Below are 12569 nucleotides of genomic sequence, written 5' to 3'. Positions count from 1 at the left end.
CCTGGCTGCCGGTGTTTCCGGCAGATGTCAGCCGCAAATTGCGAACGGCTGACACCTTAGTCTCTAGTTCCAAGTGCAACACCTTGAATGAGGTAGGGTGTTGCGATGAAGAAGAACTACAAGCATTTGAGTGCGGAAGAACGCGCGGCGATCATGATCGAACATCAAAAGGGCGGCGCAGCGCTTCGACGGTGTCGCGCGAACTGGCGCGTAATTGCAGCGTGGACGCGCCGCGCTACTGTGCGACGCAGGCGGCCTCGGCCTATCGGCTGCGTCGTCGGCGCTGCGTACGGCCGCGCAAGTTGATCGAAGGCAGCGCGCTTGATCGGCATGTGCATGATCACCTGGTCTACTGGCGCTGGTCGCCGCAGCAAATCGCTGCCAAACTGCGGGCCATGTATCCAGACGACCCAAGTCAGCACGTCAGCCACGAGACGGTCTACGCTGCCATTTACACCTATGCACGTGGCTCGCTGAAACCGGCCATGATCGCAGCCTTGCGCCAGGAAAAACCGGCGCGCGGAAATAGGCGCACGACGCTTGCTGGCGGCAGCTATGTTCCCGAGGATTTGCGCATCCAGTATCGCTCCGAGCAGATCGAGCAACGGCTGTTGCCGGGGCACTGGGAGGGCGACTTTCTTTAAGAAGAACTTAATGGGTGTCGAAGCTGCAATCAATCGTGACGTGAAGGTCTTTCTGCATCAGTACGAATACGACGCCCTCGTATCAGTGCTTTTTAATGCGGGTGAAAGCCACAGCAAGGTTGACGCATGGTATCCGGAAACTCGGTGTCATCATCTCGCCGGGTACCTCAACCGGGAAGAGTGCCAAAAAATGGGGAACGTAATTCGATCTTTCATTGCGCAACGAGTGCCAAAGCGGCGAAAATCCGAAGCAAAGCTATTTGAAACGGGTATGTACGATGCGAGCCACTAATATTGCGATTCTTCTTTTCTTGGCATCTTCGCCAGCATATTCGTCAAGCTCGATCTATGGCTCTGCGTTCGATTACACGAAAGCCACGCCGACTAGTCAATACTTCGCCGGCAAAACTGAGGAACAAATCCAACGATTTTGCAAGAATGATGCCCTTGCAACAATGGACGTTTCGGCTTGCGCTCAACACGATTTCGAGCGCGTTGCACAGACGCTCGAAAAGAAAGTATCCGCAATAGAGCGAATCATGGCTGACGGCGACAAGGAACTTCGGACGCGTGGCGAACCCGAGGCACTTCCCTATTTTCGGAGAGGACAGGAGAACTGGAAGCTCTATCGCGACAACGAATGTTATGCAGACGTGTATGAGGTTGGACAGGCATCGTTGCGATTCGTCGAGTTTTGGGACTGCATGACTAGAATTACCAGGAACCGGCTTGATGAACTGACAAAGCCAATTAATGAGTAAGCCTGGTAAAACGAGTGCTAATCACTAACGGGCGCAACCCCGCTTGCCACGAATGCGCGCAATGGCCTCGACCAACGAATCAGGCTGGATAATGTCGTGACGGTTTGCCGTGCTCAGGACAGCTTCCACGAAGTGAAACATGGCGGCGTCCGGCCGCCGCGCTTCAATATGATCCGCCCCCGCCAAGCACCACTACTTCCACGCATACCTCATCCCCACCCAGAACCCCCTCGGCGCACCCGGCCCGACGAACTGCTCGTTGACCGGCGCCGTGCCGTTGAACGTATTGCCCGGTCCGGTAAAGAAGTTCTCCCCGAGCGCGCCGAAGCTCGCATAGCGCTTGTCGAGCAGGTTCGACACCGACGCGAACACCTGCAACTGTTTCGTCACCTGGTAGCTGGTGTCCATATCGATCAACAGATAGCCGGAGATCTTGCCGTTCACGTCCTGGTTGTTCTCGTCGCCCTGCGCGTAGATGCTGCCGCGCCACGTCAGATTCGTGCCGATTCGCCATTTCGCGGTGGCCGCGTAATCGAGCCGCAGCTTGACGGTCGTCGCCGGAATGCTCGGGATGTGATCGCCGGGATGCACGGTGATGTTGCCGTTCGCGTCGGCGCTCGAGTTGCTGGGGCTGCTTTCGACCCATGTCGACTGGTAGGTCGCATTGACGTAGCTATAGCTGCCGGTCACCGTGAACGGACCGTACTTCGTCTGCCCAGCCAGTTCGACGCCTTGCCGGCGCGTGCGCCCGACGTTCTGGAAAAACCCCTGCGAACTGCCCGCGCCGGTGCTGCTGATGAACTCGATGTCGTTGTCGAGCGTCGTGCTGTAGGCAGCCGCGCTCCATGTCGTGTTGCCGCCGATCCTGCCGCGCGCGCCGACTTCATAGGTCTTCGAAATGACCGGCTGCAACGACGGATCGGAGATGAAGTCGTTCGGCAGCGAACACGGCGCGTTCGGATCGGCGCAGGCCAGCTCGATCGCGGTCGGCGAGCGCATGCCCTCGTTGTAGGTCGCGTAGGCGGTGAGCGCCGGCGTCGGATTCCAGTTGATGCCGACCGCCGGATTGAAGCGCGAGAACGTATGGTGGCCGTCGAGCTGCGGCTGCGTGCCGGATTCGTCGCCGATCGTCGCATCGGCCCAGTTGTAGCGGCCCGACAGCGTCAGCGACCACTGCGGCGTCAGCGACAGCGTGTCGGTCAGGTAGATGCCGTAGTTCGTGTTGTGCGTGTTCGCGTTGGTCTGCTGTGCGAAATTCCCGATGCCGACTGTCGCGCGCGAATCGGTAAACGCCGCGTCCTGCGACGACTGCGTGAAGCGCGAGTCGGCGGCATCGACGGCCATGCCCGCGATGAACTGGTTCTGCATGCCGCCGAGCTTGCCGAGCAGCGTCAGTTGCAGGCTCGCGCCGTAGCTGTCGGTCGTCACGGTGGACTGTACGTTGGTCGCCTGCAACGTGTCGACGGTGCCGTCGGGATTGATCGTGCCGTAGTCGTTGTTGACGTTGCTGCTGGTGTTGGCATTGCGAAAGTGCCGGTAGTACGCGTTGCCGCTCAGCTCGACGTTGTCGTTGAAGTAATGATCGCCCGACAGCGTCAGGTAGCCGGCGCTGTTCTGATTCTGATCGGGATACGTGTACGGTTGCCTGGGGTTACCGAGGAACGAGCGCGGAATGGTTTGCGCGCCGTGCAGATCGTTGTCCGCGCCGCCGGCCGATAACGACAGCGTCGTGTCGGCGTCGGTATAGCGCAGCTTGCCGAACGCCTGGCGGATGCGGCTCTCGTTCTGCTCGGCCCAGCCGTTGTCGTTCGCGGCGTTGGCGGTGAAGTAGTAGTCGAGGTTCTGGCCGATCGTGCCGCCCTGTTCGATCTGCGCGGCCTTGCGTCCCCACGAGCCGCCCTGTATTTCGGCCTCGCCGACCGGGTTGTCCTTGCCGTTTTTCGTCGTGATCGACAGCGCGCCGCCGAGCGTATTGAAGCCGAAAGTCGGATTGGAGCCGGGGATCAGCTGCATCGTGTCGATCGCCTGTTGCGGCAGCAGGTCCCAGTTCACGACGTCGCCGAACGGTTCGTTCACGCGCACGCCGTCGACGAATACCGACAAACCTTGCGGCGTGCCCAGCAGCGGCGACGCGGTGAAGCCGCGATAGAACAGGTTCATCTGATACGGGTTGCCCTGCGCGTCGGAAATCGTGACGCTAGGCAGATTCGCCGCGAGGTAGTCGCTGAGTGTCTGGCGGCCCTGCCGTTGGATGTCGGCCGCGTGGACCGTCTGCACGTTGGCCGGCACCAGCGTGAGCGGTGTGCCGATGCCGAGCAGCGGCGTGGTGCCTACGACGACGATCGGCGCGAGGGTCGTGGTGGGTGTCGTGTTGCTGTTGGCGTTGCCGTCGGCTGTGCCGGAAGAGGCAGCGGAAGACGCCAAGGCCGGCGCCGAGGCCGGCGCCGACGCCGCGACTGGCGGCTCCGCCTGCGCCCATACGCTCGTGGACAGACCGGCGAGCGCGCCGCCGACGCAGAAGGTGATGCCGGCACGCCGCTGAAGCCGGCGTTTGCGGCGTGCTTGTGATCGCATGCTCATCGTTATTGTCTCCTGCCGGCTTGATTTGTACGCGTGTCGCGCGTTGTTTGACCTTGGTGTAAAGCTTCGCATACGCGTCTGTAAGACGCGCGGGAGCTTTTCCCGATCTGCCGGGGAAGCGTTCCCAAACTCGCGCAAAACCCGCTGCGCGTGCCGGCGCTGAGTAGAATGCAAGCGTCATGTCAAGCGAACCGATCCATTCCTCTTCCGCTGACCGAGCGCCGCCATCGTCGCCGATATGGCGCGACCTCGGCTGGGTCGTCGCCGTGACCGTGCTCGCGGCGGTGCTTGGCGCCGCCTTCGATCTCAGCGAGAAGGTCTACCGGTTCACGCGTGGCATGGAGCGCTTCCAGCTCGACGAGTTGCCGGGCGCGCTGTTCGTGCTGTCGATCGCGCTCGCGTGGTTCGCGTGGCGCCGCTATCGCGATGCGCGCCGCGAACTGCGCCATCGCCGCATGCTCGAGGAACAGGCCGAACGACTGCTCGCCGACAACCGGCGCCTTGCCAGTCAGGCGCTGCAGGCGCAGGAACTGGAGCGCCGCCATCTGGCGCGCGAGCTGCACGACGAGCTGGGTCAATACCTGAACGCGATCTCGCTCGACGCGGCGCGCATCCGCGATCTATCGGGCGAGCGCGAGCCGGAAATTCATCGCATCGCGCTCGGGCTGATGCAGAGCGCGACGCATGTGTACCGCGAGATCGGCGGCATGATCCGCCGCCTGCGGCCGATCGGTCTCGACGAATTCGGCTTGCCGAGCGCGCTCGAACATTGCGTTGACGGCTGGCGCGAGCGCTTGCCCGAGGCGTCGTTCTCGATGACGATCGAAGGGGATTTCAGCGGCCTCAGCGATGCGTTGACGATCACGCTGTACCGGCTCGTGCAGGAAGGACTGACGAATGTGTCGAAGTTCGCGCGCCGCTCGCGCGTCGAACTGTTCATGGTGCGCGCGCCGCGAAAACACAACGGCGCGCAGATCGACGAGATCGTCGTGACGATGGCCGACGACGGCCCCGGCACCGATCTGACCAGGCCGCGCAGCGGGCTCGGGCTGATCGGTATGCGCGAACGCGTCGAGGCGCTCGGCGGCGAATTTCACGTCGCGAGCGAGCCGCAGCGCGGTTTTCTGTTCTGCGCGCGCGTGCCCGCTCAGGCGGGGCTGGCCGAGCCCGTGAACTGAAGCCCGAGGCGGCTTGCCATCTGCGCGAGCTGTACGCCGTTGTCGGCGCCGAACTTCTGCCGGATCACCGATTGGTGGTTGGCCACCGTTTTCTGACTCAAGCCCAGCTTTTCGGCGATGCTCGGCAGCGTATAGCCCTGCACGAGCAGCCGCAGCACCTCGAACTCGCGCGCCGACAACTGACGCCCCGGCGGCCCTTCGTTGAACGCGGTGCGCAGCGCGAGCGCCTGCGAGATGTCCGGGCTCAGGTAGCGGGCACGCCGCGCAATCGAGCGCACCGCTTCGACCAGCACGTCGGGCGCGCTCGCCTTGGTCACGTAGCCGAGCGCGCCCGCGTCGAGCGCGCGCCGCACGAAGATCGATTCCTCGTGCACGCTGAAGATCAGCACGCGCGCGTCCGGTTCGCGCGCGAGCATGCGCCGCATCGCTTCGATGCCGCTTGCGCCCGGCAGCGCCACATCCATCACGACCACGTCGGGCCGCAGCGCGCAAAAACGCTGGTAGGCCTGCGCGGCGTCGCCCGCTTCGCCGCGCACCTCGACGTCGGCATTCACTTCGAGCAGACGCCGGTAGCCTTCGCGCACGACCGCATGGTCGTCGACGAGCAGAACGGAGATGGTGTCGGCACTCATGATTGGACTCCGGGTGACGCCCGGTTATCGCCGCCGGCGTCGGGCTCGCGGGCAGCGGCCGCGAACTTGCGTGAGTTGGCGTCGTTGCGGAACAGGATCGGCTGTTCGCGGGCCGCTGCTGTCGCCCCGGTTTCGGATGCAGATCCCGATGCTGCACGCCGCACGATCTTGACCACGGTGTCGTGAAACGGCGACTTGTCGCAGACCGGGTCGGCGTTGGCCGCGTCGCCGGTCAGCAGGTAGGCCTGGCAGCGGCAGCCGCCGAGGTCGAGGTCCTTTTCCTCGCAGCTGCGGCACGGCTCCTTCATCCATTGCAAACCCCGAAAGCGGTTGAACGCGTCGCTGTCGTACCAGATCTCGCGCAACGGCATGTCCTTCACGTTCGGCAGCGTCAGGCCGGGCAGGCCGCGCGCCGCGTGACACGGCAGCGCGGCGCCGTCGGGCGCGACGCCGAGGAACACCGCGCCCCAGCCGTTCATGCAGCGCTTCGGACGGCGCTCGAAGTAGTCGGGCACGACGAAGAAGATCTTGCAGCGCTCGCCATGCGTGCGGCGATAGCGCGCGACCACCGCTTCGGCTTCTTCGAGCTGCTGTTGCGTCGGCATCAGTTGCGCCTGGTTCTCGCGCGCCCAGCCGTAGAACTGCGTGTTCGCCAGCTCCAGATATTCGGCGCCTAGAGCCAATGCCATCTCGATGATCTTGTCGACATGCGGCAGGTTGTAGCGATGCAGCACGCAGTTCATCACCATCGGAAAGCCGTGCCGTTTGAGCGCGACGGCGACGCGCTGCTTCAGCTCGAAGGTGCGCGTGCTGCTCAGGAAGTCGTTCAACTGCTGCGTCGAATCCTGGAAGGACAGCTGGATGTGATCGAGCCCGGCGGCCTTCAGATCGCCGAGGCGCTGATCGGTGAGACCGACGCCCGACGTGATCAGGTTCGTATAGAAGCCGAGCCTGTGCGCTTCTTCGACGAGTACTTCGACGTCGTCGCGCACCAGCGGCTCGCCGCCCGAAAAGCCGAGCTGCACCGCGCCGAGCGCGCGCGCCTCGCGCAGCACGTCGAGCCATTGCCCGGTGGTCAGTTCGCGGTTGTGATCGGTGTAGTCGAGCGGGTTGTAGCAGAACGCGCAATGCAGCGGACAGCGATAGGTCAGCTCCGCGAGCAGCCACAGCGGCGGCGGCACGACGGCGGCCGCGTCGCTTTGCACTTGCGCGCCGGGCTGAGAGCCAGCTTGAGAAAGATCGGTCATCGCGCTACTCCAGCCAGCCGCGCCCATGCGCGTCGGCGATGAAGGCCCGCACCTCGCTGCCGATGCCGGTCGTGTTGAACGCCTGTTCGAGCTCGGCGATCAGCGTATCGATGTCGCGTGTGCCGTCGCAGCGCTTGAGGATTTCTCCCGCGCTTTGATTGAGCTTCACCATGCCCTCGGGGTACAGCAGCACGTGCGCGTTCTGCGCGGGCTCCCATTGCAGGCGGAATGGCTTAGCGATCGCGAGCGGCGTGGCGGGGTCGGCGCGTGTCGAGTCGTTCATTGCGGAAATGCCTTCTCGATCGCGTCGAGCATGGTCCACAGAATGTCGAGCTTGAACTGCAGGATGTCGAGCGCCCGTTCCTGCTGATCGCGTCGCGTGAAATGGGCAAGCGTGACCTCGAGTCCGTGCTGCACATCGCGCTGCGCGAGTGAGATGCGCGAACGGAAATACGCGAGGCCCTCCGCTTCGATCCACGGATAGTGCTCGGGCCAGCTCGCGAGCCGGTCGCGATGCACCTGCGGCGCGAACATTTCGGTCAGCGACGAGCACACCGCTTCCTGCCACGGCGCGCGGCGCGCGAAATTCACATACGCGTCGACGGCGAAGCGCACGCCCGGCGTCACGTGTTCGAGCGACCACAGTTCGTCGCGCGTGAGGCCGACCGCATCCGCGAGACGCGCCCAGGCTTCGATGCCGCCTTCCGCGCCGTCGTAGCCGTCGTGATCGAGGATGCGCAGCACCCAGCGGCGGCGCGTCTCGCGGTCCGGACAGTTCGACAGCACGGCCGCATCCTTCAGCGGAATGTTGATCTGGTAGTAGAAGCGGTTCGCGACCCAGCCGCGAATCTGCTCGCGCGAGCAGCCGCCGCTATTCATCTTCACGTTGAACGGATGGTGGATGTGATAGGCGGTGCCCTTCGCGCGCAACTGCGCCTCGAATTCTTCACGGCTCCAGGCGGGTCGGTCGATGCCTTGAGTTCCCGTGGTACTCGCGTCGCGTGTTGGTGTCGTGTCCTGAATGTCTTTCGCGTTCATGCCGTCTCCGTTTTATCGTCGTTCACAGCCGCGCCTCGTTACCGCATCGCTCCGTACTCTTCACTGCGCGCTTCAAAGCTCGAAGCTCATTGCGTCGTACGCGACCTCGATGCCATGCTCGCCCAGCATGCGCCGCTCGGGGCCGTCTTCGATCAGGATCGGATTCGTGTTGTTGATATGGATCAGCACTTTGCGTTTCGCGCCGAGCGAATCGAGTGTTTCGATCATGCCGCCCGCGCCGCTCTGCGGCAGATGGCCCATATCCGCCGAGGTCTTCTTCGACAGGCCGAGGCGGATCATTTCGTCGCCGGTCCACAGCGTGCCGTCGACGAGTAGCAGATCGGCCTCGCGCATCGCCGCCAGCACGTGCGGCTCGATCGCGCCGAGCCCCGGCGCGTAGAACACGCGCCGGCCCGATTGCAGGTTCGTCAGCACGAGACCGATGTTGTCGCCGCGCTCCGGCGCATCGCGATGCGGCGAGTACGGCGGCGCCTTGCTCGACAGCGGCAGCGCGTCGATGCGGATGCCGGGCAGCGCGTCGACGGCGAGCGGCGCGCCGTCGAGCGCGATACGGCGGTGCTCGACTCCGCAGTAGTGCGACAGGATCGGCGCGACCGGAAAGCCGGAGCGGAGGTCTTGCCAGACCGCATCGGTCGCGTATAGCGGCAGCGGGGTGTCGCGTTCGCGCAGCATCAAGAGGCCGGTCACGTGGTCGATCTGCGCGTCGATCACGAGCACCGCGGCGATGCCGCTGTCGCGCGCGCGCCGCGCGGGTTGAAGTTCGGGATGCGCGGCGATCTGCGCGAGCAGATCGGGCGATGCATTGACGAGCAGCCAGTCCTCGCCATTCGCGCTGACCGCGATCGACGACTGCGTGCGGCGCGTCGCCTTCACCGTGCCGCGACGCACGCCGTCGCAATTGCGGCAATTGCAGTTCCACTGCGGAAAGCCACCGCCGGCCGACGAGCCGAGTACCTTGATCTTCATGCCGCGCGACGCATGCTGCTGCGCCCCTCTTCGACGGTGGGCGTGAACATCGCGGTGAGCGCCTGCGCGACGCATGCATGCAACGCGGGGTGGCTCGCCAGATGACCCGCCGCGCTGACAGACTCGACGCGCGCCGACGGAACCGCGCGCGACAGACGTCGCAGATTGCCGCGCGGACACACCGGATCGCGCGCACCATGCACGGCCGCAATCGATACCCCGGCCGCCGCTGCGCGGCGCGCGAGCGACAGCAAACGCGTCTCGCCGAGCCAGCAGCGATGCGCGAGGTAGTGCGCCTGAATCCGGTATTTGCCGATCAGCTTGCGCGCGTGGCGTTGGGGTTCGCGTGGGTTTCGCAGGTTCGCACGTCGTTGTGCGGCGCCTCGCGGCGATGCGCTCGCGAGCACCGCGTTTTCATAGCCGCGCCAGGCCAGCGCGAGCGCGCGTTGCCGCGCTTCATTCGCGCCGTATTGCAAGGTCTCGCCGCAACGCGCGGCCAGTTTCGCGGGCTGCTCGCAGCGAGCAGCGGCACGCAGTCTCGACCACGCACGCGGCGCGCGCTTGCGTGAGCCGATGAACAAACCGCGCACTTCGCGCGCGGAGGTCAGGAACAGGCCGCGCAGCACGACGCCCGTCACCGACCGCGGACACTGCCCCGCATACGCGAGCGCGAGCGCCGCGCCCCACGATCCGCCGAGCACGCCCCAGCGCGCGAAGCCGAGCCGCGCGCGAATCGCTTCGAGATCGGCGATCAGATAGTCGGTGCGGTTGTGGCGCACGCTGCCGTGCGGCGTCGAGGCACCGGTGCCGCGCTGGTCGATCAGCACGACGCGAAAGCGCTGCAGATCGAACAGCCGCAGCACGCCGGGCTGACTGCCGCTGCCTGGGCCGCCGTGCAGCACCGCGACCGGCACGCCGTCGCGCGCGCCGGCCAGCGCATACCACACGCGATGGCCATCGCGCGTGCGCAGCGTATGGACTTCGAGCGCGGCGGCTGCCTGCGTGTGGCGCGATAAGCTTCGCATCGTCATGGCAGCATCCTCGCGAGCAGGTTGTCGCGATCGATCCACTGATGCTTGAACGCGCCCGCCACGTGCAGCACGATCAGCACGATCAGCGCGAAGCCGATGGCGTGGTGAAGGCCGAAGAACAGCGCGCGCAGATGCGCGTCGTCCCAGCCCCACTTCGGCAGCAGGATGCCCCAGAAGCGCGTGCCGTAGGTGTTGAACGACGAGCCGAGATACCCGGCAAGCGGCATCGCCACCATGCCGACATATAAAAGACCCTGCGTAGTGCGCGCGGCGGCGCGTTGCCACGGTGGCATCGGCGGCAGCGGAGGCCGGTGAAGGACCAGCCGCGCGACGATGCGCAAAAGCACCAGCAGGAAAACCGACAGTCCGAGCGACTTGTGCAGATTGATCAGCGTCGCCTTGACAGGCAAGCCCTTCGGCAATCCGACCATATAAAGCCCGAGTGCGAGCAGCCCGACGATCCCGAGCGCGATCAGCCAGTGCAGCGCGATCAGCAGCCCGGCATAGCGCGGGCCGCCGGCGCTGGCATTTGCGTTGACGTCGATATCAGGCTTCGCGTTTGCAGAATCCGCTGTCCTCATGCCCTGTCTCCATGCAACATCGTTGCGGGACGTTTCTTTTTTGCCGAACACCGTTTCAGTCGCGGCTGACATAGCTGGTTCAGCCGACGATCAGTATTTCGCCACGGCCGTCGACCGCGAGGTCGCCCGTGAATCGGACCGGCAGACGGCCCGCGCGCCACTGCGAAAACGGCGCGATTTCGGCCGCGAGACTGCGTATGAGCAATGACCAGAATACGTCGAAACCGTGTCCGCCGCCGGTGAAAGTAGGGGGCGGCAGTGGCTCTGGCCGTTGCGCGAGCAGCAGCGTGCCACGCCTCATTGCATAGGCATAATGCGCGCCCAGTTGCCCCGCCACGCCGACGGTCCCCGCCACCAGCCGCGACGCCGCGAAGTCGCCCGCGTTGCCGCCGACCAGCACGAGGCCGCGGCGCATCCGGTCGGCGAGCCGCGCGCCCGCGTTGCCGTGGATCGTCAGCGTGCCGCCGCTCATGCCTTCCATATCGCCCGTCAGTGCGCCGGCGGCGAAGTCGCCACTGTCGCCGCGCACCGTCACGCGTCCGCCGCGCATTTCGCAGCCGGTGAAATGCCCCGCGTCGCCGTCGATTTCAAGCAAGCCGCCGCTCATTCTGAAGCCGCTGTAGTCGCCGACCGAGCCGCGCGCGACGAGCCGTCCGCCATCCATCTGCGCGCCGAGCCTGTCGAGCCACCGCGCGGCGCCGTCGATCAGCAGCGTGGCCATGTCGTCGCCGGACGCAGGCGCGTCGTCGCGCGAAACCTCGAAGACGTCGCCGACCACGCAGCGCTCGTTGCCGGCCGGCAGCACGATGCGCTCGATCTCGGCCACGCTCATGCTGGCCAGCGCCGAGGGTGACAGCGCTGCGGCATCGACGCGAAAGCCGGGTGGTGTCTTCACGCGCAACGTGGTCGTGCTCATGCGTGACTCCCGTTGAGCCCCGCCGCCAGTTCGTGCAGATGAAAGTGGTACGGCCCGAGCTTGCCGCCGTAGTTGCCCGCCGAAATGCGCAGCACGCCGGCCGCGCGGCCGAGTCCGGCGGCCGCGCCGATCCCGGCCGTCATCGCCGCGCCGACGTCGGCGTCGGTCAGACCGTCGATGACGATCTCCAGCACGCAGCCAACGTCCGCGCTCAACTCGCTGCGCCGCGCGAGGCCGATCAGGCTCGGGCAGAACGCGTCGTTGGTCGACGCGGTCGCGCCCGCGTACTTCGAGCCGATTTTCGAGCCCGAGCGCACGATGCCGCCGGGAAACGGCATGATCACGTTCGGCAGCCGGCGCATCGCGGCGACCGCGGCTTCGGCCGCCGCGAGCGCGGCGCCCAGGTCGCGCGCGAGCAGCAGCAGGTTGCCGCCGCCGACGGCCTTGACCGTCGTCGCCATGTCTTCGCAGACGAACTCGCCGTCCATCACCGGCACGCGCCAGTAACGCGTGGGTCCGTTCCCCGCGTCGATCATCTTCGCGATCTGCCAGCCGTCGCCGAAAAAGCGCAGCCCGCTGCCAAGCGGCGCCGGGTCCGACAGCGGCGCGCGGCTCGTGGCCGGATCGATGCCGCCGTAGACGGCCGTGCTCGGACAGGTGAGCACGCACTGGCCGACGCGCCGCCCGATCTGCTTGGCGAGCTCCTTCGACGACACCGCGAACAACAGCACCGCGACGCCGGGCCGGCCGTCGGGCGTGGCAGCGGGCGCGAGCGCACGCTCGACGCCCGCCTCGCAGCCGCAACCGATCACCGAGGTCGCGAAGCCCGCCAGCGAGTTCGCCGCGTGCATCGCCCACGTCGGCGTGTGCGCGGTGATCACGAGCCGGGTCGCCTTCATCGGAAAGGCTTCGGCGAAGGTCGCGTCGATCGCGGTGCCGTTGATGTCGAGCGGGGCGGGAGCGTTCATCGTGGC

The 12569-nt window shown here is 65.6% G+C and carries 13 protein-coding genes and 1 pseudogene; 4 read left to right on the top strand and 10 right to left on the bottom strand.

All coding sequences use genetic code 11. The features are described 5' to 3' along the window. Positions 1–105 precede the first annotated feature (105 nt). The 3 genes and pseudogenes from OKW27_RS18530 to OKW27_RS18520 form a co-directional block, all read left to right on the top strand. Positions 106–641: pseudogene (locus OKW27_RS18530) on the top strand (IS30 family transposase); the annotation flags it as partial. Continuing rightward, positions 556–936, top strand: coding sequence for a glycoside hydrolase family protein (locus OKW27_RS18525; RefSeq protein WP_429334352.1), 381 nt, complete (start codon positions 556–558; stop codon positions 934–936). The pseudogene OKW27_RS18530 and the gene OKW27_RS18525, both read left to right, overlap by 86 nt. Further along, positions 923–1405, top strand: coding sequence for a lysozyme inhibitor LprI family protein (locus OKW27_RS18520; RefSeq protein WP_429334351.1), 483 nt, complete (start codon positions 923–925; stop codon positions 1403–1405). The genes OKW27_RS18525 and OKW27_RS18520 overlap by 14 nt, the downstream gene beginning before the upstream one ends. 192 nt (positions 1406–1597) lie before the next feature. Here OKW27_RS18520 and OKW27_RS18515 read toward each other — a convergent pair whose 3' ends face one another. After that, positions 1598–3985: a TonB-dependent receptor gene (locus tag OKW27_RS18515; RefSeq protein WP_429334350.1), complete on the bottom strand. Its 2388-nt coding sequence runs from the start codon at positions 3983–3985 to the stop codon at positions 1598–1600. 179 nt (positions 3986–4164) lie between these two features. On the opposite strand from OKW27_RS18515, the gene OKW27_RS18510 reads away from it, so the two are divergent. Next, positions 4165–5163, top strand: a complete 999-nt coding sequence (locus OKW27_RS18510; RefSeq protein ID WP_429334349.1) for a histidine kinase — start codon at positions 4165–4167, stop codon at positions 5161–5163. On the opposite strand, the gene OKW27_RS18505 is transcribed toward OKW27_RS18510, so the two are convergent. The 9 genes from OKW27_RS18505 to fhcD all read right to left on the bottom strand — a co-directional run bounded on the left by OKW27_RS18505 (position 5133) and on the right by fhcD (position 12563). After that, positions 5133–5795, bottom strand: coding sequence for a response regulator (locus OKW27_RS18505; protein WP_429334348.1), 663 nt, complete (start codon positions 5793–5795; stop codon positions 5133–5135). The two genes, OKW27_RS18510 and OKW27_RS18505, sit on opposite strands and share 31 nt — an antisense overlap. Continuing rightward, on the bottom strand, positions 5792–7042 hold the full coding sequence (gene pqqE / locus OKW27_RS18500) for a pyrroloquinoline quinone biosynthesis protein PqqE (RefSeq protein ID WP_429334347.1): 1251 nt from the start codon (positions 7040–7042) through the stop codon (positions 5792–5794). The genes OKW27_RS18505 and pqqE overlap by 4 nt, the downstream gene beginning before the upstream one ends. Before the next feature lie 4 nt (positions 7043–7046). After that, positions 7047–7325, bottom strand: a complete 279-nt coding sequence (gene pqqD / locus OKW27_RS18495) for a pyrroloquinoline quinone biosynthesis peptide chaperone PqqD (RefSeq protein WP_187611479.1) — start codon at positions 7323–7325, stop codon at positions 7047–7049. After that, positions 7322–8080 carry a pyrroloquinoline-quinone synthase PqqC gene (pqqC, locus tag OKW27_RS18490; RefSeq protein ID WP_090809035.1) on the bottom strand — a complete coding sequence of 253 codons (759 nt, stop codon included), beginning with the start codon at positions 8078–8080 and terminating at the stop codon, positions 7322–7324. Before pqqC ends, pqqD begins: the two co-directional genes overlap by 4 nt. 72 nt (positions 8081–8152) lie before the next feature. Continuing rightward, complete coding sequence (pqqB, locus tag OKW27_RS18485) at positions 8153–9067, bottom strand: pyrroloquinoline quinone biosynthesis protein PqqB (RefSeq protein WP_184052047.1); 915 nt, start codon at positions 9065–9067, stop codon at positions 8153–8155. Then, positions 9064–10098 (bottom strand): alpha/beta fold hydrolase, encoded by a 1035-nt coding sequence (locus tag OKW27_RS18480; RefSeq protein ID WP_429334346.1) that lies wholly within the window; start codon positions 10096–10098, stop codon positions 9064–9066. Before OKW27_RS18480 ends, pqqB begins: the two co-directional genes overlap by 4 nt. After that, the gene (locus tag OKW27_RS18475; RefSeq protein WP_429334345.1) at positions 10095–10679 is read right to left on the bottom strand and encodes a cytochrome b; all 585 of its coding nucleotides are present in this window, start codon (positions 10677–10679) and stop codon (positions 10095–10097) included. The genes OKW27_RS18480 and OKW27_RS18475 overlap by 4 nt, the downstream gene beginning before the upstream one ends. A gap of 79 nt (positions 10680–10758) precedes the next feature. Further along, positions 10759–11595 carry a formylmethanofuran dehydrogenase subunit C gene (locus OKW27_RS18470; protein ID WP_429334344.1) on the bottom strand — a complete coding sequence of 279 codons (837 nt, stop codon included), beginning with the start codon at positions 11593–11595 and terminating at the stop codon, positions 10759–10761. Next, positions 11592–12563 carry a formylmethanofuran--tetrahydromethanopterin N-formyltransferase gene (gene fhcD / locus OKW27_RS18465; protein WP_187611476.1) on the bottom strand — a complete coding sequence of 324 codons (972 nt, stop codon included), beginning with the start codon at positions 12561–12563 and terminating at the stop codon, positions 11592–11594. The genes OKW27_RS18470 and fhcD overlap by 4 nt, the downstream gene beginning before the upstream one ends. Between the last annotated feature and the right edge of the window lie 6 nt (positions 12564–12569).

Origin of the sequence: Paraburkholderia sp. 35.1, assembly GCF_050436525.1 — a bacterium.
Taxonomy (GTDB): domain Bacteria; phylum Pseudomonadota; class Gammaproteobacteria; order Burkholderiales; family Burkholderiaceae; genus Paraburkholderia; species Paraburkholderia tuberum.
This window is presented reverse-complemented; position numbering and strand designations above follow the sequence as displayed.